This is a genomic window from Micromonospora sp. WMMA1363, assembly GCF_030345795.1.
Taxonomy (GTDB): Bacteria; Actinomycetota; Actinomycetes; order Mycobacteriales; family Micromonosporaceae; genus Micromonospora.
Genome location: NZ_JAUALB010000001.1, coordinates 1,758,970 through 1,782,582, shown reverse-complemented (window position 1 = coordinate 1,782,582; position 23,613 = coordinate 1,758,970). Strand labels below are relative to the sequence as shown.

Sequence of the window (23,613 nt, the reverse complement as noted above, 5' to 3'; positions counted from 1 at the left end):
CGACGGCTCCCAACGCGGCGTCGCAAGAGGGGTTGAAGACCGAATGCAACGGTCAGCTCGTGGGTGCGAGGTGGTCGGCCGGGCCGCCGTGCGGCACCGGCTGGTCCGGTGAACGCGGAACGCGTGCCCGAGCGGCGTGGGGATCAGGCGACACCGCACCAGCACGAGCTGACCCGCTGGCTGTGCCGGACCGACGTTCTCAACCCTGGCGGTGGCGTGGCCAGATCCACCAGCTCAGCGCCGCGCCGACCAGTGCGATCACGCCGCTGAGGACGAGGGCTGCGGACACTCCGTCCGCGAACGCCTGATCGTAGGCGCCGGTCACCACGGCCCGTTGGTCGGTTGGCAGCCGATCGAGCACGGAGCGCGCTGTCTGTGAGTTGGTCAGGGCGTTGACGACCTGGCTGGACTCTTCCTCGCTGAGCCCGGCGGCCGCGCTTGTGGAGCCGGCGCGGGCCCGGCCGTAACTGGCGGTCACCGCGGTCAGCAGGACCACGCCGAGTGCCCCGCCCAACATGCTGCTGGTCTTGAAGACTCCCGACGCGACGCCGGCGAGTTCGGTGGGTGGACCTCCGACGAGGGTGTCGGACATCGGCACCGACAACAGGCCCAGGCCGACACCGACGATCAGCAAGCCCAGGATCACCAGCAGGAAGGACGAGGTGGGCGTGACCGGGCTGACGACGAAGAAGCCGAGGCTGATCAGGAGCAGGCCTCCGACCGCCGGGGTGCGGGCGTCGTGTCGGGCGGTGATCCGTGCGCCGACGGTGTTGAACACCAGGATCGTCACGGCCGCCGGGACCAGCAGCAGACCGGCCACGAACGCGCTGTAACCCCGCACGTCTTGCAGGTAGAGGGCCAGCACGAACAGGGTACCGGCGAAGGTGATGTTCATCGTCAGGTTGACGGTCAGAGCGCCGTCGAAGCTGCGGGCCCGGAACAGCCGCAGGTCCACCAACGGGTTGGTGATTTTCAGCTCGACGATGACGAACAGCGCCGCCAGCAGCAGCGCCGCAACGAACAACCCGATGATCACCGGATTGCGGAAACCGACTCGCTGGCCCTCGGTCAACGCGAAGAGTAGGCACAACGCGGCGCCGGCGCTGGTCACCACGCCGACCAGGTCGACACGTCCGCTGCTGACCTCGCGTGACTCCGGTGTGTTCCGGCTGGTCAACAGATACGCGACCAGAGCCGCCGGTGCGCTGATCCAGAACAGCGACCGCCAGCCCAACAGGGTGGTCAGCGTCCCGCCGAAGGCCGGCCCGAGGGCCTGTCCCGCCCACGTCGCCGCCGCCCACGCGGCGAACGCCGTCGGCTGCTCGGCGCGGCTGAACAGCACCGGGATCAACGCCAGCGTGGCCGGCAGGATGAGCGCCCCGCCGATACCCATCACCGCGCGGCCGACGATCAGACCGGCAAGGCCGGAGAGGAAGGCGGTCACCAGGGAGGCGCACCCGAAGACCACCAGGCCGAGCAGCAGCAGGCGCCGCCGACCGTACAGATCCGCGAAGCGACCCGTGGCCAGCAGGAGCGTCCCGCAGGCGATGCTGAGCGCATTGTTCGCCCACTGCATGTCGGTCAGACTGACGTCCAGTTGGGTGGCGATCGTCGGTAATGCGACGCCGAGGTCGGCGAACGCGAGCCACACCAGCGCCGCGGCGATGCAGATGCCGACCAACGCGCTCCACCGGGATGGCGGTGACCGGCGATTCCGAGCGTGCATACCAGGACAATATAGGCTTGCTACGCCTCGGACCTGCCAAAGTCGGGGGGATGGGGATCTTATCGGGCGAATGTCGACAAGTCTCCGCGGCGGGAGTGCTGGCGCTGCGGGTGTCGCCTGCGACGGTGAAGTCGGCCTGTGCTCCCCTCGGAACGAGGCGCGGACCGCGCGGAGTCCGCACCGGTCCGGGGAGATCTGACGGCGATCACCCGCCGTATACGTCCGCCTGGTCACTCCCGCAGGGGGTCGAGTCGAGGACCCTCGCGGTGAAGGCCGCCAAGCGTGTCCGCATCCTCTCGCGCGGCACGTGCGCCTGCCCAGCCAGGTGCTCGACGAGATCGGCTCGGATGGCGGCGAGCAGGGCGTGGGCGGTGAAGTCGCTGTCGGCCAGGCCGGGAATCTGCTCCAGCACGGCTTGCAGGAGGCCGTGCCACCGCTGGTAATGCTCCGCCTGGTACGGGCTGCTGCTCCCGCTTTCCTCCAACGCCGACGCGAGGCCTCGGTTGTCGAGCTTGAAGCACAGGACGGCGTCAAGCAGAGCGGGCACGCGCTGCTGCGGCGGGGTGGTGGGCCCCAGGGGTGGAGGGCCCGCTTCGACGGCCTCTCTGATCGGTTCCAGCCGCGCCTCGTACAGGGCGCGGAGCAGACCGGGGCGGTCGCCGAAGGCTCGGAAGAGCGTGCCCTTGCCGACACCGGCCGCCGCTGCGATGTCGGCCATGGTGACGTCTTCAGGGCTCTTGCAGCGGACGAAGAGAGCGTCGGCGGCCGCGAGGACGGCCTGCCGGTTACGGACGGCGTCCTTGCGGGGCTTGCGGTCGGACATGGTCCTCCTCGACTTGCAAAGCGGACCCGCGGTCCGTATTGTCCAACCGGACCCACGGTCCGGATTCATGAGATGGAGGATACCCGTGGCCACACCGACTTCTCCGGCGGATCTCTACCGTCACACGCCCCACATCGCCGTCATAACCGACGGGCGCAGCACCTCCTACCGTGACAACTGGAACCCTCTCGGCCTCGCGCCCGGCGCCGACGTCACCGGAAGCAACTGATGACCGCCACCGGCACCACAATGGTCATCGGCGCCACCGGCACCACCGGTAGCCGCACTACCGCGCAGCTGACAGCCGCTGGCCACCGCGTGAAAGCCGCCAGCCGTCACGCCACCCCGGTCCCCGGCGCGGAGCCGGTCCCCTTCGACTGGTACAGCCCATCCACCCACGCTGCTGTTCTCGACGGCGTCGACCGCGTCTACCTCGTACCGCCGCCGGGTGACTCCGACCCGGCGACGGTCATGTTGCCGTTCCTCCGGCAGGCCCGCACTGTCGGCGTACATCGCGCGGTGCTCCTGAGTTCCTCAGCCGTCCCCGAGGGCGGCCCGGCCGTGGGAGCGGTGCACCAGGCTCTGCCCGACCTGTTCGAACAGTGGACGGTGCTGCGCCCCTCGTGGTTCATGCAGAACTTCACCGGCACCCACTCGCATGCTCTCAGCATCCGCGAAGACGGCATCATCTGTTCCGCCACCGACAGCGGACGGGTCGGCTTCGTCGACGCCCAGGACATCGCGGCCGTCGCCGTCCACGCCCTGACCGACGATCACGCCCCCAACACCGATCTCGTCCTCACCGGACCAGAGGCGCTCAGCTACGACGACATCGCGGCGATCATCACCGAGCTCACCGGGCGGCCCGTGATCCACCGCCGGCTGTCCTACGAGCAGATGCGCGATCGTCTCGCAGCGCTGATGCCGCTGGAGTTCGCCGCCATGCTGGCCGGCATGGACCGTGCCATCGCGGAGGGGGCGGAGAATCGTGTCACCGACACCGTCCGGCGCCTCACCGGTCGGCCCGCGCGGACGTTCCGCGCCGCCGTTGAGGCCGAGTTCGACAGGTAGGCACGCGGCCGGCGTGGCACCACGCCGGTGAGCACCAGTCCGCACAACGAGGTCGACCCACGCCGCCACGTCCCACGGGCAGATGGACTATACCCAGCATGCGCCGTCCGACCCGAGCATCGAGCAGCGCATACCGCTCGAACTGAGGAACCGCGGATGTCACGCCGGCCGATCAGCAGTACGCCGACCTCGACGCCGACTGTTCACCGCGCGCGACACGATGAACGCCCTGGAACAGGCCGGTGCGGTGGATGGGTTTCAGGCAGCCGAAGGTCGCTCTCCGCCCGCCGTGGGCGGATGGTGGGATCTACGCCGCGCCACCTCGGCAAGCAGCGTCCGAAGTGCCTCGGCCAGGCCGGCGTTTGTGACGACCCGACGGGCGAACGGCAGCCGGACGTCGGTGTGGGTGTCCGGTGTCTCGGCGCGGAGCACGATGCCGTCGGCGTCGACCGCCACCGGTATCACCCGGGCCGACCGGGCCATCAATGCTGGGTCGACCAGCGTGGCGAGTTGGTTGAGGACGCCGCTGTGCCGCTGGGCGAGGTGCTGCAGGTGCGCGGCTTCGTCGGCGGCCAGCGGGTCCGGGCGCGCGGCGCGGTAGGCGCTGATGTCCACCGTGGTTCCACCGATGTCGCGGGCGAGGCCGATCGCGATCGGTTCGACCGCCCATAGCGCGACGGGGGGCAGGTCGAGCAGGGACATGACGGTGTCGGTGTCGCACGAGTCCAGACTTGCCGGGTCAAATCGGTGGGCGGTGCCGAGCATTCTCACTCTGGCTCGTACCCGGGAGCGGACGGCAACCGGGACCAGTTGGGTCACGTCGAGCCGCACCGCACCTGGCCGGCCGCGTGCGGCGACCAGCAGGCCGCCGGTCCGGGTCATCGGATCAACCGCGAGGACCACCGTCCCGTCCGGCAGGACGGCGTGCGATTCGACGAGGTCGACGTCGGTGTCGTCGAGGCGAAGCCGCAGGGATGGGGTGGCGGACAGGGCGGAGCGTACCGCAACGGCGTCCGGATCCGTCAGAACGGCGTGCGCGCCCGCCCCTGACGCCTTCGCTGTCGCGTTGCTGTCAGTGGCGGGCGCGGCGTCCGCCAGGTCCGCTGGCCGCCTGGCTGGGTGGAACGCCATGTCAATCCCCTCGGCCACGAGTGAAGGTGGGCTCGGCCTAGGGATACGACCTTAGTAGGTTAGGCTTGCCTTTGCCAAGACGGCGTCGTGTCGGGCCGCCGGTGGTCGCCATGCCGGTGTCGGTGGATTGGCGCCTCCCGGGCAGGCTCGCCCCCGCGCACACGGCGGGCGGGTGGCGTCAGGCGGGCTGGTAGGTGAGGCAGTCGCTGGCGGTGGCGCCGGGACCGACGGTGATCGACTCGACGGTGCAGGCGAGGTTGGTGTTGTAGACACACTCGGAGCGTGCGCAGGCGCCCACGGCGCCGATCACCTCCGCGATCCCGCCCTGCACCGAGGACTCCACGAACGTCGCGCAGGAAGCGGCATCACCCGTCGACGCCACGGTGATCGCCGGAGCGTGGCAGCCGTTGTCGTTGAAACTGCACGCCGTGGCGGCGCATTCACGCACCGGGGGCGACTGCAGCAGGGTTTTCATGGTGCCTCCAGAACATTGGAGCCAGCAGGGCAGAGGAGTGTCTGCTGGCGTGCTCGTGTCTCGGTCCGTATTTGCCGCACGCGGTGGAGGTGAAACCTCGTACCGGCGAGCGTCCCGCACATCATTTCGATTGGCACTTTAGCAGCTGGATGAACCTCGTGATGGGCTCGCCGCCATTTTCCCGGTGGCGCGTCGAATGGAGATTAGCCTTACCTTGGTAAGGTCAGTCTTGCTTTACCTGCCCGCGAGTGGCGTCTCGGACGAGATTTCGGCGTCGAGTGGGAAAGAATCGGCGGGCTGTTCCGGGCCAGGGCATTAATCGTTTCGTCGGAATGCTGCGAGGCTGAGGACTCACCCACCACTCCGGGTGGTTGGCATCCAGGTGTACGAGACGCCCCCAGGGCCGTGGGCTGTCGGGCTGACGGCGCAAAACACGTCGCGGGGCGGTCGGGGTGGCCCGGTCAGCCCGCCGCCAGCCGTAGGCCGAGCGCGACGAACGCGACCGCGCAGATCCGGTTGATCCGGCGTGACCAGCGGCCGTCCGCCAACCGGGCGGCCAGCCGTCCAGCGCCCGCGCCGAGAGCGATGTCGACGACGAGCTGCACCGCCACGAAGAGGGCGCCGAGCAGCACCAGTTGGGCGGTGGTGTCGCCCACCGCCGGGTCGACGAACTGCGGCAGAAACGCCACGCTGAACAGGATCATCTTCGGGTTGAGCAGGTTGCTCACGAGCCCGCGTAGGAAGGCCCGTCCGCCCCGTCCGCCCCGGGCGCCGGGCGCCGGTTCGGCGGCGCCAAGACCGCTGGTACCGCGCAGCGCCCGTACGCCGAGCACGATCAGGTATGCCGCGCCGGCCCAGCGGATCACGGTGAACAGCACCGGCGAGGCCGAGATCACCGCCGCGAGGCCGTAAACCACCGCCGCGATGTGCACCGCCTCCCCGGCGGCGACGCCGAGCGCGGCGACGATGCCGGCGCGGGTGCCGTAGCGGGCGGCGTTGGCCAGGACGAACATCATGTCCGGCCCCGGCGTGACCATGAGCACGACGGTCGCCGCGAGGTAGCCGGCGAGCGTCGCTGCGGACAGTCGAGCATGCCTCAGCCCTCCCCGGCCCCGTCCAGCAGGGCGCGACGCAACGCCAGCCGGTGCTCGCGGCGGATCTCCGCCTCGCGGTAGCGGCGCCGGTCCCCGTCGGTCTCGGGAAGCAGCGGCGGGACGGCACGGGGCTGGCCGGCGTCGTCGACGGCGACCATGACCAGGTGGGCGGTGGCCAGTACGGCCCGGTCCCAGCGGTCCGCGGTCACCTTGACGGCGACCTCCATCGAGCTGCGGCCCGCCCAGGTGATGCGGGCGTCAACGTGGACCACGTCGCCGACGCGCACCGCCCGGAGGAAGGCGGTCTCGTCGATGGCGGCGGTGACCGCCGGCCCGTCGGAGTGCCGGGCGGCGACCACCCCGGCGACGGAGTCGATGAGATTGAGGATCCGGCCGCCGTGGACCGTGCCCATCAGGTTGGTGTGGTGTTGGTCCATGATCTGCGACAGGGTCAGGTGCGACGCCGACGGTGGCCGGCCGGCGAGTGTGGTGGTGTCGTGCATGGGTCGTCCGTCCTCGGGAAGAACGCCGTCGGACCCGTCGGCGCGCACGTCGAGGACACGCCCAGCCGGCGTGTCACCCGCCCGACCCGCCCACGAGGTCGACGGCAGCGCACACACCTCGTGTACGCGGCACGGGCAGGTCTTCGGACTCGCGGGCGCGACCGGCCTGGACCGGTCTCCTACTGACCGTCGCTTCCCGGACCTCGCGGTCCAGTGCGTGGTGACGGCGGTCGTTCCCACTCACCGCTGCGGGGCAGTCCCGGATTCGCACCGGGTTCCCTCTTACGACGCCCGACCTGGTGCGGCCAAGCGAACCAGCGCCGCCGGTGACCCTATCGGGTAGTGGTCACCCGGCAGGTGGTCCCGGCGCGGGCTGTGAGCCACCTCGCTCGCCAGCGGTGTCGCCGGCCGGTCAGGGCGAGCGGGAACACGGTCTCGATGCCGCGGTTCCGGCACCGAGCGGGCGCAACGCGGCGTTGACCGCGGTGTGCTCCCGGGCATCGTCGGAGCCGGTTGTCGACGTGGCCGGAGGTGAGCTGTGACGGCCGGCACAGTTGGCGTTGTCACATCCGGGCGACGCCCCGCCGGCCGGCCCTTACCATCCCGGCATGACGGTGCCGTCAGAGACGCTTCGCCTTGCCGCCGATTTCCCGGCCGCCACGCACGAGCAGTGGCGGCGGTTGACTCTCGGGGTGCTCCGCAAGGCCGGCCTCGCCGACGAGGACACCCCGACCGAGACGGTCGAGGAGCTGCTGACCCATCGCGGGTACGACGACGTGGAGCTCGCGCCGCTGTACACCGCCGACGACCCGACCCCGTTCCCAGGCCCGCCGGGGCTGTTTCCGTACACCCGGGGTGGCCGGGCGACCGGGGCGGTGGTGGCGGGGTGGGACGTCCGGCAGCGGCACGCCGACCCGGACCTGACGGCCACCGGTGCGGCGGTCCGCGCCGACCTGGAGAACGGTGCCACCTCGCTGTGGCTGGTGCTCGGTGAGGGCGGTGTGTCGCCGGCCGGGCTGCCGGCGGTCCTGGAGGGCGTCTACCTGGACCTGGCCGGTGTCGTGCTGGACGCCGGCGCTGCCGCGGTCGAGGTGGTGCCGGGGTGGTTCGCGCTGGTGGCGGACCGGGGTGTGCCGGCCGCCGAGGTGCGCGGCTGCCTGGGCGTGGACCCACTCGGTTTCCGGGCGCGGACCGGGCAGCGGTGGGACGGCCCGGCCGGCGAGTGGGCCCGCCGGTGCGCGGCCGGTTTCCCGGGCCTGCGGGCGATGATGGTCGACGCGACCGGCTACCACGACGCGGGCGGTTCCGACGCGCAGGAGATCGGCTGCGCGCTGGCCACCGGTGTGGCGTACCTGCGCGAGTTGACTGCTGCCGGGTTGGCCGTGCCGGCCGCGTTCGGACAGCTGGAGTTCCGGTACGCCGCCACCGCCGACCAGTTCGCCACGATCGCGAAGCTGCGCGCCGCCCGCCGGCTCTGGGCGCGGGTGGCGCAGGTGTGCGGGGTGCCGGAGGCGGGCGCGCAGCGCCAGCACGCGGTGACCGCTACGGCGATGATGACCGCGCGTGATCCCTGGGTGAACATGCTCCGGACGACGCTGGCCTGTTTCGCCGCCGGCGTCGGTGGGGCGGACGCGGTGACCGTGCAGCCGTTCGACCACTGCCTGGGCCTGCCGGACGGCTTCGCCCGGCGGATCGCGCGTAACACCCAGTCGCTGCTGCTGGAGGAGGCGAACGTGGGCCGGGTGGTCGACCCGGCCGGCGGCTCGTGGTACGTCGAGCGGTACACCGAGGAACTGGCCCGGGTGGCCTGGGCGTGGTTCACGGAGATCGAGCGGGCCGGCGGGATGGGCGCCGCGCTGGACAGCGGCCTGGTCGCCGACCGGCTCGCGGCGACGTGGCAGCGACGGATGCGGAACCTGGCGCACCGCCGGGACCCGCTCACCGGCGTCAGCGAGTTCCCCGACCTGGAGGAGCGGCTGCCGATCCGCCCGCCCGCGCCGGCCGCACCCGGCGGCGGGCTGCCCCGGCACCGGTACGCGGAGCCGTACGAGGCGTTGCGTGACCGCTCGGACGCGCACACGGTGGCTACCGGTGCCCGGCCCACGGTGTTCCTCGCCACCCTCGGCCCGGCGGCGGCGCACAACGCGCGCGCCGGGTTCGCCGCGAACCTCTTCGCAGCCGGTGGGATCGCCACCGTCCGACCGCCGGTCGGGGACGACGACCCGGCCCGGCTCGCCGCGGAATTCGCCGCCAGCGGTGCCCGGGTCGCCTGCCTGTGCTCGTCCGACCGTGGCTACGCCGAGTCGGCGGAGTCGGTGGCGCGGGCCCTGGCCGACGCCGGCGCGGTCCGGCTGTGGCTGGCCGGTGGGCCAGCCGGCCATACCGGCGTGACGGACTACCTGTACGCGGGCTGCGACGCCGTGGCGGTGCTGGAGACGACGCTGCGTGACCTGGGGGTGGCGTGATGGACGCTCGGATTCCCGACTTCTCCGGAGTGGAACTCGGTGACCCGCCCGCCGGCGCCGACCTCGGCCCGTGGCGCGACGCGGTGCGCGCCGAGTCCGGCGGCGAGCCGGACACGCTGAGCTGGCAGACCCCGGAGGGCATCGCCGTTCCGCCGCTGTACACCGCCGCCGACCGGGCTGGGCTGGACTTCCTCGGCACGTACCCGGGCATCGCCCCGTACCTGCGTGGCCCCTACCCGACCATGTACACCACCCAGCCGTGGACGATCCGCCAGTACGCGGGCTTCTCCACCGCCGAGGAGTCCAACGCCTTCTACCGGCGTAACCTGGCCGCCGGCCAGAAGGGACTCTCGGTCGCCTTCGATCTGCCGACCCACCGGGGTTACGACTCCGACCACCCCCGGGTCGCCGGGGACGTGGGCATGGCCGGGGTGGCGATCGACTCGATCTACGACATGCGGCAACTCTTCGACGGCATCCCACTGGACCGGATGAGCGTGTCGATGACGATGAACGGTGCGGTGCTGCCGGTGCTGGCGCTCTACATCGTCGCGGCCGAGGAGCAGGGGGTGGCGCCGGCACAGCTCTCCGGCACCATCCAGAACGACATCCTCAAGGAGTTCATGGTCCGCAACACGTACATCTACCCGCCGCAGCCGTCGATGCGGATCATCTCCGACATCTTCGCCTACACCTCGGCGCGGATGCCGCGGTTCAACTCCATCTCCATCTCCGGCTACCACATCCAGGAGGCCGGGGCGACCGCCGACCTGGAGCTGGCCTACACCCTGGCCGACGGGGTGGAGTACCTGCGCGCGGGCCGCGATGCCGGGCTGGACGTCGACGCGTTCGCACCCCGGCTGTCGTTCTTCTGGGCCATCGGCATGAACTTCTTCATGGAGGTGGCCAAGCTGCGGGCGGCGCGGCTGCTGTGGGCGCGACTGGTCCGCGACTTCGAACCGAAGAACCCGAAGTCGCTCAGCCTGCGCGCGCACTGCCAGACCTCCGGCTGGTCGCTCACCGCGCAGGACGTCTTCAACAACGTGGTCCGCACGTGCGTGGAGGCGATGGCCGCCACCCAGGGACACACCCAGTCCCTGCACACCAACGCCCTCGACGAGGCCCTGGCGTTGCCGACCGACTTCTCCGCCCGGATCGCCCGCAACACCCAGCTGGTGCTCCAGCAGGAGTCCGGCACCACCCGGATGATCGACCCGTGGGGTGGCAGCGCGTACGTCGAACGGCTGACCCACGACCTGGCCGCCCGCGCCTGGCAGCACATCACCGAGGTCGAGGCGGCCGGCGGGATGGCCCGTGCCATCGACGAGGGCATCCCCAAGCTGCGGGTCGAGGAGGCCGCCGCGCGCACCCAGGCGCGGATCGACTCCGGCCGGCAGCCGGTGATCGGGGTCAACAAGTACCGTCCGGACGCCGACGAGCCGATCGACGTACTCAAGGTCGACAACCGGGCGGTCCGCGCGCAGCAGGTGGCTAAACTGCACCGGCTGCGCGCCGACCGGGACGAGGCGACGTGCGCGGCGGCGCTGGACGCGCTGACCCGGGCGGCCGGTGCCGCGCTGGACGGCACCCGGGGGTCGGGGCTCGACGGCAACCTGCTCGCCCTGGCGGTCGACGCGGCGCGGGCCAAGGCCACCGTCGGGGAGATCTCCGACGCGCTGGAGAAGGTGTACGGCCGGCACGCCGCACAGATCCGTACCATCTCCGGGTGTACCGGGACGAGGCGGGTGCGGTGTCCGCGATCGAGCGGGTGCGTGCCGCCACCGCGGCGTTCGCCACCGCGGAGGGGCGCCAGCCGCGCATCCTGGTGGCCAAGATGGGGCAGGACGGCCACGACCGCGGCCAGAAGGTGATCGCCACCGCCTTCGCCGATCTCGGTTTCGACGTGGACGTGGGCCCGCTGTTCCAGACCCCGACCGAGGTGGCCCGGCAGGCGGTCGAGGCCGACGTGCACATCGTCGGCGTTTCCAGCCTGGCCGCCGGGCATCTCACCCTGGTGCCGGCGCTGCGGGACGAACTGGCTGCCCTGGACCGTGACGACGTCATGATCATCGTGGGTGGGGTGATCCCGCCGCAGGACTTCCCCGCGCTGCGTGCGGCGGGCGCGGCGGCGATCTTCCCGCCGGGCACCGTCATCGCCGAGGCCGCGCTGGACCTGCTCGCCGAGTTGTCCCGGCGGCTCGGTCACCCGGACGCGTGAGCGGCGGCATGCGCGCCCCGGCGACGGAGGCGTACCTCGAGGGGGTGCGGGCCGGATCGCGGGCCTGGATCGCCCGAGCCATCACCCTGGTCGAGTCCACCCGTCCCGACCACCGGGCGGCGGCACAACGGCTGCTGGTCGCGCTCACCCCGCATGCGGGAGGCGCCCGCCGGGTCGGCATCACCGGGGTGCCCGGGGTCGGCAAGTCCACCTTCATCGACGCTCTCGGCAGCCGGCTCACCGCCGACGGGCACCGGGTGGCGGTGCTCGCGGTCGACCCGTCGTCCACCCGCACCGGCGGCAGCATCCTCGGCGACAAGACCCGGATGGCCCGGCTCGCCACCGACCCGGCCGCGTTCATCCGGCCCTCGCCGACCGCCGGCAGCCTCGGTGGAGTCGCCCAGGCCACCCGAGAGGCCATCGTGGTGGTCGAGGCCGCCGGCTACGACGTGGTCCTGGTGGAGACCGTCGGTGTCGGCCAGTCGGAGACCGCCGTGGCGGAGATGGTCGACTCGTTCCTGCTGCTCACCCTCGCCCGCACCGGCGACCAGCTCCAGGGCATCAAGAAGGGCGTGCTGGAACTCGCCGACGTCATCGCCGTCAACAAGGCCGACGGGCCGCACGCGAGCGACGCCCGCCGCGCGGCCCGCGAACTCGCCGGTGCACTGCGCCTGCTGCACCCGCCCGATGGCGGGTGGCAGCCGCCGGTGGTCACCTGCAGCGCCCTGGAGGAGACGGGCCTCGACGAGGTGTGGCGGCAGATCCGCCACCACCAGGACACCCTGGCCGCCTCCGGTGACCTCGCGGAGCGCCGCCGTCGGCAGCAGGTCGGCTGGGTCTGGGCGATGGTCCGGGCCGAGCTGCTCGACCGACTCCGGACTCATCCCACGGTGCGGGCACTCGCCCCGGAGGTGGAGCGGCAGGTCGTCGCCGGCACGCTCACCCCGGCGCTCGCCGCCGAGCGGCTGCTGGCCGGCTTCGCCGATCCACCCACCTGATGGGCAGCCACCGGCGCACTGAACGGTACCGGTAAATTGCGCCCACACGGGGGCACAATCCAGCGAAGGCGCCCGCAGGTGTCGACGGTTCAGGATGTCGGTGGCTTGCGTCCGCTGACGCCGACGGGCTATCGGCGGTCCGGCCGCGCCGGGTCCTGCGGATAGCCGGTCAGCTACCGACCGGCCGGGCCGCCCACTCGGCCGCGAGGCGGTGCGGGTCGCCGGTGCGGAACTCCGGCGGCTCGTGCAGCAGGAAATCGCGGTGGCTGATGTTCCAGGCGTACGCGCCGGACATGGCGAACACCAGCACGTCACCCACCCCGATCGGCCCGACGTCCGCCGACCGGGACAGCACGTCCTTCGGGGTGCACAGCTGCCCGACCACGGTCACCGGCCCGCCGTCGGTGCGCGGGCCGGCGGCGTCGGGCCGCGGGTGCACGGTGAACGGGTGCGCGTGCCCCTTCGCCGCCGGGGTACGCAGATGGTGCGTGCCGCCCGCCACGACCGCGAACCACTCGCCGTACGAGCGCTTCACGTCGACCACCTCCGTCAGGTACGCCCCGCAGTAGACGGTGACCGACCGGCCCGGCTCGACGCGTAGCCGCAGCCCCGGGTGCCCGTCGAGGATGTCACCGAGCGCCCGGCCGTAACCCGCCCAGTCGAACCGCGCCGCCGGCTGGGCGTAGTCGACGGCCATGCCGCCGCCCACGTCGACCTCGTGGGCGCCGATCTCGGCGACCGACCAGCGGACCACGGCGGCCGCGACCGCACCGGCGAGCGGGGCGTCCAGCCCGCTGGCCAGGTGGGCGTGCACCCCGTGTACCTCGATTCCGGGCGGCGGGCGGCGGGCGCACTCCACCGCGTCGGCCGGGTCCATCCCGAACGGGCTCGGCCGGCCGCCCATCACCAGGCTCGCCCCCGCCACCTCCAAGGGCAGGTTGACCCGTAGCAGCACCCGCGCCGGCACCCCGGCGGCGGCGGCCAGCGCGCCGAGGCGGCGCAGCTCGGCGGGGGACTCCACGTGGATCCGCGCCACTCCGGCGGCGAGGGCGGCGGCCAGGTCCCCGTCGGTCTTGCCCGGCCCGGCGTACGCGGCCGGCGCCCGGCCGGGCAGCACCTTGGCGAGGCGTCGCAGCTCGCCCCGGCTGGCGGTCTCGAAGCCGTCCACGACCGGTGCGAGGGTCCGCAGCACGTCCGGCTCCGGGTTGGCCTTGACCGCGTACAGCAGCTCTGTCCGCGGTGGCAGCGCGGCGCGGATCGCCCGGACGTGCCGGTCCAGCCCATCGAGGTCGTGGACGTAGACCGGCCGGGTCACCGCGAACCGCCGAACGGGTTCGGGACCGGGACGAACGGTGCGGCCCGATCGGCGTCGCGCCGCCACCGCACCAGCAGATTCGCCTTCGCGACCAGCGGCTGGCCGGCCAGCAGCGCGCGCAGTTCCGGCGGGTCGTCGCACTCGGCGGCCACCGCCGCGACCACCGAGCGCACCTCCCGCCACAGGGCCGGTTCGATTCCTGGCCGGGCATCGGCGAGGGCGCCACACATCCCCGCAAGGTGGTTGACGAACAGGCAGTAGACGACGCGGCGGTGTGCGTCCCGCGCTCCGTACCCGACCTGCGGTGGCATCCCGCCCGGCCAGTCCGCCCAGCGGGTGGTGTCCAGCTTGACTCCCTCCAGGTCGCGCAGCAGCAGCCGCGCCGGGCGGCGGTCGGCGTCGAGCACGACGACCACGTTCTGCAGGTGCGGCTCGTAGACGATCCCGTGCCGGAGCCAGCCGCGCAGCACCGCCGGCACGAGCAGCTCGACGTAGCGTCGCCACCAGGCGACCGGGTCGGCCACCGCCAGCGGCGCGGCGGCCAGCGCCGCCGCCAGCACCGGCGTCTGCCCGGGCCGCAGGTGGGGACGCAGCCCGGTGCGCAGGATCGTCCCGTACGCCTCGTCCGCGCCGGGCGCGTCCACGGTCCGGTAGGCGGGTTCGGTGAGCAGCGCGACGCCGTCCGGCAGCGGCACCCGGGCGAGCAGGCTGGTCAGGGCGACCGCGCCGGTGAGTTCGTACCGGGCGTTCTTGCGTAGGCAGTTGGTGATCCGTACGTGCAGGCTGGTCTTGACGAACACGTCGGCGTCGGGGGAGTAGAGGGTGCGTACGCTCGCGGTCGGGCGCACCGGCACGCCCGCCGGGCCGAGCCGGCGCAGCCGGGGATGCGCCGGCGGCACCAGCGTCAGCTGCCAGGGGTGCACCGGCAGCGCCCGGTGCCCGGCCGGCGGGCGCGGCGGGTCGAGGGCCGCCAACAACGGGTCGACCGGCCCTGCCTCCGCGACGAGGTCGTCCGGGACGGCGAGCCAGTGCAGCGGGAACGCGGCGCGCAGCTCCGGCGCGTACGCCCGCCAGCCGTCCGGGTCTCCGCTGCGCCACTTCGGGGTGGGATGGTGCGGGTGGCCGAGCACCAGCGCCTGCTCGGATTCCAGGTACGCGTCGATGGCTGGGTCCCCGGTCGGCGTCGGGTCGGCCGCCGGCCGGTCGGCCAGCAGCCGGGCCACGACCTCCCGGCTGGCCCGGACCTGTCCGCGGAACTCCTCGTTGGCGCGGCCGGTGCGGGCGGTGAGTTCCGCGGCGACCAAGCCGGCCAACCGTACCGCGTCGAGGTCCTCCCACCGGTCGCCGTCGACCAGGCACCGCACCGGGCCGGCGTAGCGGTGCGCGCCGACGGCGGAGACCCGGGCCACCGCGCAGCCCAGTGTCGCACCGGTGGCCGGCAGTCGCAGGCGTGCCTCGCCCGCGTTCACGGTGGCCTCATTGGCCGGCAGGGAGAGTTCGCGCAGCAGGCAGCCGAACACCGCGTGCGCTGCGGCCAGGTCTGCCCGCGAGTGGGCGTGGACGTCCGCCCGGGAGCGCAACCCGGTGCCCGTCATGGTGTCTCCCGCAGGTAGTTCGGGCCGGTGCGCCGGTAGTACTTGTTGACGTCGGCGCAGCCGAGCCGCTGCTTCGGCAGCAGGGTGCCGGCGGTGACCATCGCCTTGACCGGCAGTCGGGTGGCCCGTAACACCTGCTCGGTGAACGATCGCGCCGCGGGCCCGTCACCCCAGCGATCCCGCGCCGCCACGAGCCGGGGGGCCAGCGCGACGGCCGGCGACGGCACGCGCACCCCGTGCGCGGCGAGGGCGAGCAGGGGCGCCGCCGCGGCCAGGTGCAGCGTGATGGTGATGAACACGTCGGCCAGCTCCCGCGGGTCGCGCACCCACATCCGCTCGTCCCGCAGCGCCAGCTCACCGCGGTGCCGGGGATCGAGCCGGGCGCCGTCGTTGTCCTTGTAGAGCAGGCCGACCGTGCCCTCCGGGGGCAGCAGCAGGTGGACATTCTGCGGATGGGCCTCGAGCGCGACACCGTAGCGCAGCCACAGGCAGACGTGCCAGTCGAGTAGAAGGTCGAGATAGGACCCGAGCAGCGTCTCGGGCCGCCCGTGGCTGATCCGTTCGAGCACCGTGCCGGCCACCGGGTCGGGTGCGGCGAGGGCTGCCACCGGCACCACCCGGGCCCCGCCCAGGTCGCGCGGAAATCGGCGGAGCAGGAAGGCGAGCGGATCGCCGTCGGCGTGGCCGTAGGTGGTCTCGTCGGTGTGCCGGATCCGACCGGTGAAGGCCGGTTCGGTGGCGGCGATCCGGTCGAGCAGCCCGGCGACCGCCGCGCCGTCGGACAGCGTGTCCGGTCGCAGGGTCCGCCGGTTGCGGGCGCCCAGGGTGGCGGTCGGCAGCGGCAGCTTCAGATGGGTGTACGGGTCGTGGGTGAGCGCCAGCGTCCGCATCGAGAGGGTGGGGCGTACGGTGATCATGGGTAGGTCGGTCACCGGTAGCCGGTGCCGTGCCGCGGTGAGTGGGTGTACCGGCATCAGCAGCTCGTCCGGCTGTTTCGCCCTCGGCCACCAGGCGGGCAGGACGCCGGCCAGCCGCACCGCGGCCCCGGGAACGGCGTGCCAGCGCAGCGAGAAGCGTGGCGCGTGCTCCGGGGCGTACCGGAGCAGGTCGTCGTCGCCGAGCCCGTGCCGGCAGCGGTCCGTGGGGTAGACCGGGTGGCCGGCGTGTGCGGCGAGCACGTCGTCGAGTAGCGCCGCCGGCATGCCGGTGGGGGCGGCGGCCCGTTCGGCGGCCATCGAGGCGAACACCGTCGGCCGGGTCCTGGCAGCGAGCCGGCGGGCGCGCACGTCGGCGTGGCACTCGGCGCCGAACGCCTGCCAGCCGGCCTCGGCCTCGGCGTCGTCGTTCGGCGCGAGCAGGGTGAGCAGGCCGTCCAGGGTGTCCACCGGCCGGGTGTCTCCGGTCGGGGGGAGCACCTGCAGCGCGGGTGTCGCGCAGCGCAGCGTCTGCTGGAAACCGTCGTGGCGGACCGGGATCCGCAGCAGTCCCGCCCCGTGCGGCACCTCCCACCAGCCGGGAGCGCCGAGCCGGCCGTGGCTGAGCAGGCCGAGGTGATCTTCGCGTAGCAGCGCGTCGAGCACCCGGACGAAGACCTCCCGCTCGCAACCGTCGGTCATCCGACTATCGTCCACCGCAGCGCGTTCCGGAAGGCGGCCAGCGCGGCCAGCACACTGTCCGGGTCGGGGCCGATACCGTGCAGCGCGGCGAGGTAGTCGCGGTTGGTTCCGGTCCGGTCGGCGACCCGCCCGACCTCGCGCAGCGGCCGGCAACCCAGCCGGACGCCACCCTGGACCATGTCCAGCCGGCCGGGGGCGGCCGTGAGCCGGCCTGACCGGTCGGCGCAGACGTACTCCACCCGGGCATGCCGGGAGACGGCGGCCGGGTCGGGCAGGCGCAGCGCGGTCAACGGCTCACCGAGGTGCAGCCGGATGACGTGCTCGAACAGCGCCACGTCGAGCAGGTCGGCGAGGATCAGGTCCATCCGGTCGCCGATCAGGCGATAGTTCACCTCGATCAGCCGGATCCGGTCGTCCTGCACGACGTACTCCGTGTGGCAGGCGCCGAAGCCGACGCCGAGCGCGTCCAGCGGCGCGCGGAGCTGGGTTTCGTGGCGTGCCGCCGGAGGCGACCAGTCGAGGCTCGTCTCGGTGAAGGTCGGTGGTGGGCCGAGTCCGGTCTGCCACCCGCCGAGGACGGCCACCGCGGTGCCGTCGCCGACGGTGTCGTATGTGTACAGCTCGCCGGCGAGGTACTCCTCGACCAGCAGGGCGACCTCCGGCCGCCGACGGCGGATCCGGATGACTCGCGAGTTCAGCTCGTGGTGGTCGGTCACCAGGTAGGCATCCTCGCTGGCCACCCCGTCGCGTGGTTTGACCACGGCGGGGAAGATGTCGTCCGGCACGGCGGGCGGCGCGCCCGGCTCGACGGCGAGCGCGCGGACCGGATCGAGACCGGCGGCGGCGATCGCCCGACGGGCGGCGGCCTTGTCCTTGCAGAGCCGGGCCGCGTCGGGGTCCTTGCCGGGCAGGCCGAGTTTGCGGGCGGCGACGGCGGTCACCTCCTGGAGATGGTCGCTGTTGGACAGCAGCGCCGCGGGCGCCTCCGCCGCCGTCGCCGCGACGACCGCTGCCGCGTCGCGGACCGCGCACCGGACCACCGGCACGCCGGCGGGCCACTGTCCGGGTCGGTCGGTCAGGACGGTGGCCGGCAGGCCGAGGGAGGTCGCTGCCGGCAGGAAGCCCTCCAGGACGGCGTCGGTGGGGTTCAGCGCGGTGAGGTACAGCCGCATCACGCCTCCGTCGACCGGGATGACCACCAGGTGTTTAGGCTAGGCTACCCTAAAATGGGCGTTTTGGCGGGATCTGTCAGCCGGAGTTGCCGGCCGTGGCGGTCCGGGGGCGCCACGGCCGGCGGCCTGCTCGGTGTGGCCGTCAGGCGGGACCGTCCTCGCGCGCTGAGCGTCCTGTCAGTCGGCCCGCTCGTGGCCCGGTGTCGGCGGCGACAGCCGCTCGGCCCTGTGCAGCAGGGCGGCGGCGAGCAGGCCACCGACGAGCACGGCGACGGCACCGACCGTCTGGCCGGTCTTCAGCGCGGTGGCGAAGGCGCTGGTGACCGTCTCCCGGTCCGGCCCGGCCGCGGCGAGGGCCGCCGGAAAAGAGCCGGCGCCGGCCAGCGCGGCGGGCAGCAGGGCGGTGAACCGGGCGTTCAACACGGCGCCCAGTACGGCGATGCCGAGGCTGCTGCCGACCTCGGTCATGGTGCCGTCGATACCGGCTCCGGCGCCGGCCTTGTTCGTGGGGATGGCGCTCATCACCGCCTCGACGATGGCCGGGTTGGCCAACGCGCAGCCCGTACCCATGACGAGAAGCCCGGCCAGGAACCGGCCGTAGCCCTCGGACGGGCCGTGGGTGACGAGCGCCAGACCACCGGCCAACAGAACCATGCCGGCCGCGACGGCGGCCGGTAGCCCGAGCCGGCGGATCGCCGCCGCGGCGGCGCCGCTGACGTTGAGCACCACGATGGACAGGGCGAACGGGGTCATCCGCAGGCCGGCCTCCCAGGCCGGGTAGCCGCGGACGAACTGCAGGTGTTGGGTGAGCAGGAACAGCGCGCCGGTGGCGCCGAAGGTGATCAGGACGACCCCGCAGACCGCGCCGGCGAAGCGTCGATCCCGAAAGAAGTGCAGGTCCAGCATGGGGTGGGGTGTCCGTCGTTCCCACCGCACGAACAGGGCCAGCAGGAGCCCGCCGCCGATCCCGGCACCGATGACCTCGGTCGATGTCCACCCGCGGTCCGGCCCGGCGATGATCGACCAGACGACCGCGGTGAGGCCGGCGGTGGAGAGCACCACCCCGCCCAGGTCGAGGCGTCCGCCGGCTGGATCGCGGGACTCGGGGACCAGCGCCCGGCCGGCGAGTAGGCAGAGCAGGACGATCGGGAGGTTCATCAGGAAGATGGCGCCCCAGGGCAGGTACGCGAGCACGATTCCGCCGATCGGTGGTCCGGCGGCGAAGCCCAGGGCGCTGGTCGCCGCCCAGATGCCGATCGCGCGGGACCGCTCGGCCGAGTCGAAGACCTGCATGGCGACCGCGAGGGTGGTGGTGACCAGCAGGGCGCCGCCGATGCCCATGCCGGCCCGGGCGGCGATCAGCTGTTCGGAGGTGCGGGCGAGCCCTGCGGCCAGCGAGCCGAGGCCGAAGAGCACGAGCCCGAGGAACAGCATCCGCCGGCGCCCGTACCGGTCGGCGGCGCTGCCGGCGGTCAGCAGCAGCCCGGACAGCACCAGCGCGTACGCGTTGATCATCCACTGCGCGTCGGCCGTGCTGGCGTCCAGTTCGACGGTGAGTACCGGCACCGCCACGGTGAGGACGGTGTTGTCCAGCACCACGACGAGCTGGGTGAGACAGAGCACCGCCAGGATCAGCCACCGGTGCGGCACGCGGTCCGCCCGACGGGCAGCCGGCCCGTCGTGGCCGGCCGTGCCCGCCGGTGCGGCCACGGCCGGTGCCGCCACGGCCGGTGCGGCCGTGCCGGTCGGCACCCGGTCCGAGCTCATCGCTGTGGCGCGAAACGGGCGAGTGGGTTGGCCAGGGTGCCGGCGAACTGAAGCGCGGCGGACGGGTCGGCGAGGTCGACCATCTGCTGGTTGTTGCGTAGCTGCAACCGGTTGAGGCAGGACAGCGGGAACGCCTCGGCGAACAGGTCGTGGCGGCGAAACCGGTCGGCCAGGTGCGGCACGCTCTCGGCGTAGTCGGCGGCGCACTCGGCGACCGTCCGCCAGAAGTCGTCCTCGGCGAGGACGCCCTCGGTGTGCAGGATGGCGGCGAGGTGGCGCAGGAAGCAGTCGAAGACGTCGGTGAAGATGGACAGGATCTTCTCGTTCTCCGGGACGGCCGCCCGGATCCGGCGTACCTGCTCCGGCAGGTCCGCCTCCGGGTTCATCACCACGATCTCCTCAGCGATGTCCTTGAAGACCACCCGCTCGACCACGCCGTCGCGCAGGACGAGGATGACGTTCTCCCCGTGTGGCATGAACGCCAAATCGTGCGCGTAGAGGCTGTGCAGCAGCGGCACCAGGTAGGCGTCCAGGTAGCGGCGCAGCCACCGCGCCGGTGCCAGCCCCGACTCGGCGATCAGCGCGCCGACGACCGAGTGGCCGTCGCGGTCGACGTGCAGCAGCGACGCCATGGTGGCGAGCCGGCGGCCGGGTTCCAAGCCGGCGACCGGGCTCTCCCGCCAGAGGGCGGCGAGCATCTTCCGGTACGGGGAGTGTCGGTCGGTGGCCGCCTCGAACTGGCGGTGCCGGTAGCCGATCGCCGCCCGCTCCCGAATGATCGACAGTCGGGTGCGCTTGAGGACCGGATCGTTGTCGATCAGTTCGGCGAGCCAGTCGTTGATGGCTGGCGTGGCCGCCATGTACGCGGCGGACAGGCCACGCATGAAGCCCATGTTCAGCACCGACAGCGCCGTCTTGACGTAGTGCTTCGTCGGCTCGGTGACGTTGAAGAACGTGCGGATCGACTGCTGGGCGAGGTGGTCGTCCGGTCCTTCGCCGAGGCAGACCAGCCGGTGCCGGGCGACCTCGCCGGCGAAGGTGACCGCGAGCTTGTTCCACCACTGCCAGGGGTGCACCGGAATGAGCAGGTAGTCGGCCGGGTCCAGGCCCAAACCGGTGAGGGTGGTGGTGAAGCGGGCGATCACGTCGGCGCCCAGCTCGGCCCGCACCAGGGTGTCGTAGTCCAGGTCGGCGGCGCAGGTGAAGGTGGTGTGGTCGCGGTGCGCGGCCAGCCAGAGCAGCCGGACCGGCGCCGCGGCCTCCGGGGCGTAGCGGTGGTACTCGTGCACCCCGAAGCCGATCCGGCCGTTGTTGGCCACGAAGCAGGGGTGGCCTTCGGTCATGCCCGTCTCGATGCTCTGGAAGTCCGCCCGGGCGAGCTCGGCGGCACCCACCGGGGTTTGCCCAGCTTGTACGCGCTACCGGCGAGAGTGGAGGTGATCTCCTCCAGGTACACCGGCAGGACCGTGTCGGTGAGGCCGAGCGTTGCGCGTAGCTCCAGGCAGAGGTCGACGGCGTCCAGCGGCAGTTCGTCGTCGTCACGGTGCCGGGTGATGCTGTCGGCGTCGATCTGCCAGTGGTCGAGGGCGAGCCGCCGGGCGGCGAATCGGTACGCGATGCTGCCGTCGTCGCTGTGCACGATCCACCGCCCGGCGTCGGCCGGCTCGGGGACGATGAGGCGCTCGTGGGCGAACTCGGCGAGGGCCTTGCGGACCAGCAGCCGGTTGGCCGCGGCCCAGGCCTCGGGGGTCAGATGGTCCACGGAATCGGTGGCCTTCACGCGGGCACCTCTCCTCGGGTCGCGGCCAGGAACTGGTCTCGGGTGCAGACGCTGAGCAGGGCGTCCTTCTCGGGCTTCCGGATCGGGCCGACGACGGTGAAGCCGACCGCGGCGTTGAGCGCGTGCACGGCGGTGTTGCGCACGTCCGGTTCCACGACGACCCGCCGGGTCGCCGGGTCCGCGAAGAGCCAGGCCAGCACGGTGGTGATCACCGCCCGGGTGAAGCCGTGCACCGGGGTTTCGGTGGGCGCGCAGAGGAAGTGCATGCCGACGTCGCCGGGGTGGGTGTCGTGCAACCCGACGAGTTCGACCCGGGCGGGGTCGTACCGCTCGGCGAGGAAGGCCGGCTCCCCGCGCCACAGCCCCAGGTACGCGTCGTGGTGCGGGTGGGCGGCGATCCGCCGGTACTCCTCGGCGACGCGCGTGACGTCCGCGTCCTGCATCAGCCAGAACGACGCCTTGGGGTGGGTGATCCAACCGTGCAGCAGCGCCGCGTCGGCGTCGGGGTCGAGGGTGCGCAGCGCGAACTCGCCGAGCCGGTCGTCGACCCGGGTGAAGACCGTCATGAGACCGCCCCCGCCGGCGTGCCGAACTCCTGGAACGCGATGTTCTTCTCGATCGGGTAGTGCTCCCGGCCGGTCAGCTCCCGGATGATCCACGAGTTGCGGTACGGGCCCATGCCCAGGTCGGGTGAGGTGATGCTGTGGGTGTGGGTGCCGGCGTTCTGGAGGAAGATCCCGCGGCCGGTGTGGTCGATGCTGTAGTTGCGGGCCACGTCGAACCGGCCGTGACCGTCCCAGCGGATCCGGTCGCGCACCGGAGTCAGGAACTCCGGAACCCGATAGTGGTAGCCGGTGGCCAGCACGAGTCCCTCGGTGTCCAGGGTGAAGTCGCGGCCCTGTTCGACCTGGCGCAGGCCCAGGTGGTAGCGACCGGCACCCGCGTCGTACGCGGCGTCGACCAGTTCGGTGTTGGTCAGTAGCCGGGTCGGCGCCGGGCCGCCGAGGCTCTTGGCGTAGAGCAGGTCGTAGATGTCGTTGATCAGGTCGGTGTTGATGCCCTTGAACAGCCCCTTCTGTTCCGATTCCAACCGGTAGCGGGTTGCTTCGGGCAGGGCGTGGAAGTAGTCCACGTAGTCCGGAGAGGTCATCTCCAGGGTGAGCTTGGTGTACTCGAGGGGGAAGAAGCGGGGCGAGCGGGTCACCCAGTTCAGCTGGTAGCCGTACGTGTCGGTGTCGGCGAGCAGGTCGTGGTAGATCTCGGCGGCGCTCTGCCCGCTGCCGACGACCGTGATGCTGCGCTTGGCCCGCAGCGTGTCGCGCTGTTCCAGGTAGCGGGAGTTGTGGATCAGGTCGCCACCGAGGCCCGCGCAGGCGTCCGGGAGGTAGGGCGGGGTGCCGGTGCCGAGCACCAGGTGCCGCGCCCGATGGCTGACCGGGCCGTCGGGCGTGTCGGCGTGCACGACGTAGCGGCCGTCGGCCTCGTCGTACTCGACGGCGGTGACGGTGTGCCGGAAGCGCAGGTTGGGCAGCCTGCCGGCGGCCCAACGGCAGTAGTCGTTGTACTCGGCGCGCAGCGGGAAGTAGCTCTCCCGGATGTAGAAGGGATAGAGCCGGCCGTTCTCCTTCAGATAGTTGAGGAAGGAGTACGGCGAGGTCGGGTCGGCGAAGGTGACCAGGTCGGCGATGAACGGCGTCTGCAACCGGGTCGATTCGAGCAGCATGCCGGGGTGCCAGTCGAAGCTGTCCTCGGCCTCCAGGAACAGCCCGTCGAGGTCGTCGATCGGTGCGGTGAGACAGGCCAGGCCGAGGTTGTACGGGCCCAGCCCGACGGCGATGAAGTCGTGGGTCGACATGTGTTTCTC

Annotated in this window: 18 protein-coding genes, 1 pseudogene and 1 riboswitch; of the genes and pseudogenes, 5 read left to right on the top strand and 14 right to left on the bottom strand. The window is 72.3% G+C overall.

The genetic code is table 11. The annotated features are described in order from the left end of the window. Positions 1 to 199: 199 nt before the first annotated feature. Entirely contained in the window at positions 200 to 1,726 is a 1,527-nt protein-coding gene (locus QTQ03_RS08150) for an MFS transporter (protein WP_289277458.1), read from the bottom strand. Between the two features lie 205 nt (positions 1,727 to 1,931). Continuing rightward, positions 1,932 to 2,549 carry a TetR/AcrR family transcriptional regulator gene (locus QTQ03_RS08145; protein ID WP_289277457.1) on the bottom strand — a complete coding sequence of 206 codons (618 nt, stop codon included), beginning with the start codon at positions 2,547 to 2,549 and terminating at the stop codon, positions 1,932 to 1,934. 228 nt (positions 2,550 to 2,777) lie between these two features. On the opposite strand from QTQ03_RS08145, the gene QTQ03_RS08140 reads away from it, so the two are divergent. Beyond that, positions 2,778 to 3,620, top strand: coding sequence for an NAD(P)H-binding protein (locus tag QTQ03_RS08140; protein WP_289277456.1), 843 nt, complete (start codon positions 2,778 to 2,780; stop codon positions 3,618 to 3,620). A 258-nt stretch (positions 3,621 to 3,878) separates the two neighbouring features. On the opposite strand, the gene QTQ03_RS08135 is transcribed toward QTQ03_RS08140, so the two are convergent. The 4 genes from QTQ03_RS08135 to QTQ03_RS08120 form a co-directional block, all read right to left on the bottom strand. Continuing rightward, the gene (locus QTQ03_RS08135) at positions 3,879 to 4,751 is read right to left on the bottom strand and encodes a DUF2470 domain-containing protein (RefSeq protein WP_289277455.1); all 873 of its coding nucleotides are present in this window, start codon (positions 4,749 to 4,751) and stop codon (positions 3,879 to 3,881) included. Positions 4,752 to 4,929: 178 nt separating this feature from the next. Next, positions 4,930 to 5,226: a DUF1540 domain-containing protein gene (locus QTQ03_RS08130; protein ID WP_289277454.1), complete on the bottom strand. Its 297-nt coding sequence runs from the start codon at positions 5,224 to 5,226 to the stop codon at positions 4,930 to 4,932. Between the two features lie 461 nt (positions 5,227 to 5,687). Further along, complete coding sequence (locus QTQ03_RS08125) at positions 5,688 to 6,263, bottom strand: LysE family translocator (protein ID WP_289277453.1); 576 nt, start codon at positions 6,261 to 6,263, stop codon at positions 5,688 to 5,690. Between the two features lie 59 nt (positions 6,264 to 6,322). Further along, positions 6,323 to 6,823 carry an acyl-CoA thioesterase gene (locus QTQ03_RS08120; protein ID WP_289277452.1) on the bottom strand — a complete coding sequence of 167 codons (501 nt, stop codon included), beginning with the start codon at positions 6,821 to 6,823 and terminating at the stop codon, positions 6,323 to 6,325. A 117-nt stretch (positions 6,824 to 6,940) separates the two neighbouring features. Further along, positions 6,941 to 7,157: riboswitch (cobalamin riboswitch) on the bottom strand. Positions 7,158 to 7,431: 274 nt separating this feature from the next. Here QTQ03_RS08120 and QTQ03_RS08115 point away from each other — a divergent pair. The 4 genes from QTQ03_RS08115 to meaB are packed head-to-tail and all read left to right on the top strand — an operon-like array spanning position 7,432 to position 12,504. Beyond that, the gene (locus tag QTQ03_RS08115; protein ID WP_289277451.1) at positions 7,432 to 9,288 is read left to right on the top strand and encodes a methylmalonyl-CoA mutase family protein; all 1,857 of its coding nucleotides are present in this window, start codon (positions 7,432 to 7,434) and stop codon (positions 9,286 to 9,288) included. Beyond that, positions 9,288 to 11,159: a methylmalonyl-CoA mutase gene (gene scpA / locus QTQ03_RS08110; protein ID WP_289277450.1), complete on the top strand. Its 1,872-nt coding sequence runs from the start codon at positions 9,288 to 9,290 to the stop codon at positions 11,157 to 11,159. The genes QTQ03_RS08115 and scpA overlap by 1 nt, the downstream gene beginning before the upstream one ends. Continuing rightward, a complete protein-coding gene (locus tag QTQ03_RS08105) occupies positions 11,123 to 11,506 on the top strand; it encodes a cobalamin-dependent protein (RefSeq protein ID WP_289277449.1) in 384 nt (127 codons plus the stop codon). The genes scpA and QTQ03_RS08105 overlap by 37 nt, the downstream gene beginning before the upstream one ends. Beyond that, complete coding sequence (meaB, locus tag QTQ03_RS08100; protein ID WP_289277448.1) at positions 11,503 to 12,504, top strand: methylmalonyl Co-A mutase-associated GTPase MeaB; 1,002 nt, start codon at positions 11,503 to 11,505, stop codon at positions 12,502 to 12,504. The genes QTQ03_RS08105 and meaB overlap by 4 nt, the downstream gene beginning before the upstream one ends. Before the next feature lie 169 nt (positions 12,505 to 12,673). Here meaB and QTQ03_RS08095 read toward each other — a convergent pair whose 3' ends face one another. The 8 genes and pseudogenes from QTQ03_RS08095 to QTQ03_RS08060 all read right to left on the bottom strand — a co-directional run bounded on the left by QTQ03_RS08095 (position 12,674) and on the right by QTQ03_RS08060 (position 23,604). Next, positions 12,674 to 13,819 carry an alanine racemase gene (locus QTQ03_RS08095; protein WP_289277447.1) on the bottom strand — a complete coding sequence of 382 codons (1,146 nt, stop codon included), beginning with the start codon at positions 13,817 to 13,819 and terminating at the stop codon, positions 12,674 to 12,676. Next, positions 13,816 to 15,414, bottom strand: a complete 1,599-nt coding sequence (locus QTQ03_RS08090) for an IucA/IucC family protein (RefSeq protein ID WP_289277446.1) — start codon at positions 15,412 to 15,414, stop codon at positions 13,816 to 13,818. The genes QTQ03_RS08095 and QTQ03_RS08090 overlap by 4 nt, the downstream gene beginning before the upstream one ends. Then, a complete protein-coding gene (locus tag QTQ03_RS08085) occupies positions 15,411 to 17,030 on the bottom strand; it encodes an IucA/IucC family protein (protein WP_289277445.1) in 1,620 nt (539 codons plus the stop codon). The genes QTQ03_RS08090 and QTQ03_RS08085 overlap by 4 nt, the downstream gene beginning before the upstream one ends. Then, on the bottom strand, positions 17,027 to 18,202 hold the full coding sequence (locus QTQ03_RS08080) for an ATP-grasp domain-containing protein (RefSeq protein WP_289277444.1): 1,176 nt from the start codon (positions 18,200 to 18,202) through the stop codon (positions 17,027 to 17,029). The genes QTQ03_RS08085 and QTQ03_RS08080 overlap by 4 nt, the downstream gene beginning before the upstream one ends. Positions 18,203 to 18,379: 177 nt before the next feature. Beyond that, positions 18,380 to 19,927: an MFS transporter gene (locus tag QTQ03_RS08075; RefSeq protein ID WP_502889848.1), complete on the bottom strand. Its 1,548-nt coding sequence runs from the start codon at positions 19,925 to 19,927 to the stop codon at positions 18,380 to 18,382. A 38-nt stretch (positions 19,928 to 19,965) separates the two neighbouring features. After that, a pseudogene (locus QTQ03_RS08070) lies at positions 19,966 to 21,749 on the bottom strand (IucA/IucC family protein). Next, entirely contained in the window at positions 21,746 to 22,315 is a 570-nt protein-coding gene (locus tag QTQ03_RS08065) for a GNAT family N-acetyltransferase (protein ID WP_289277442.1), read from the bottom strand. Before QTQ03_RS08065 ends, QTQ03_RS08070 begins: the two are co-directional and overlap by 4 nt. Continuing rightward, entirely contained in the window at positions 22,312 to 23,604 is a 1,293-nt protein-coding gene (locus QTQ03_RS08060; protein WP_289277441.1) for a lysine N(6)-hydroxylase/L-ornithine N(5)-oxygenase family protein, read from the bottom strand. Before QTQ03_RS08060 ends, QTQ03_RS08065 begins: the two co-directional genes overlap by 4 nt. Positions 23,605 to 23,613: the final 9 nt, after the last annotated feature.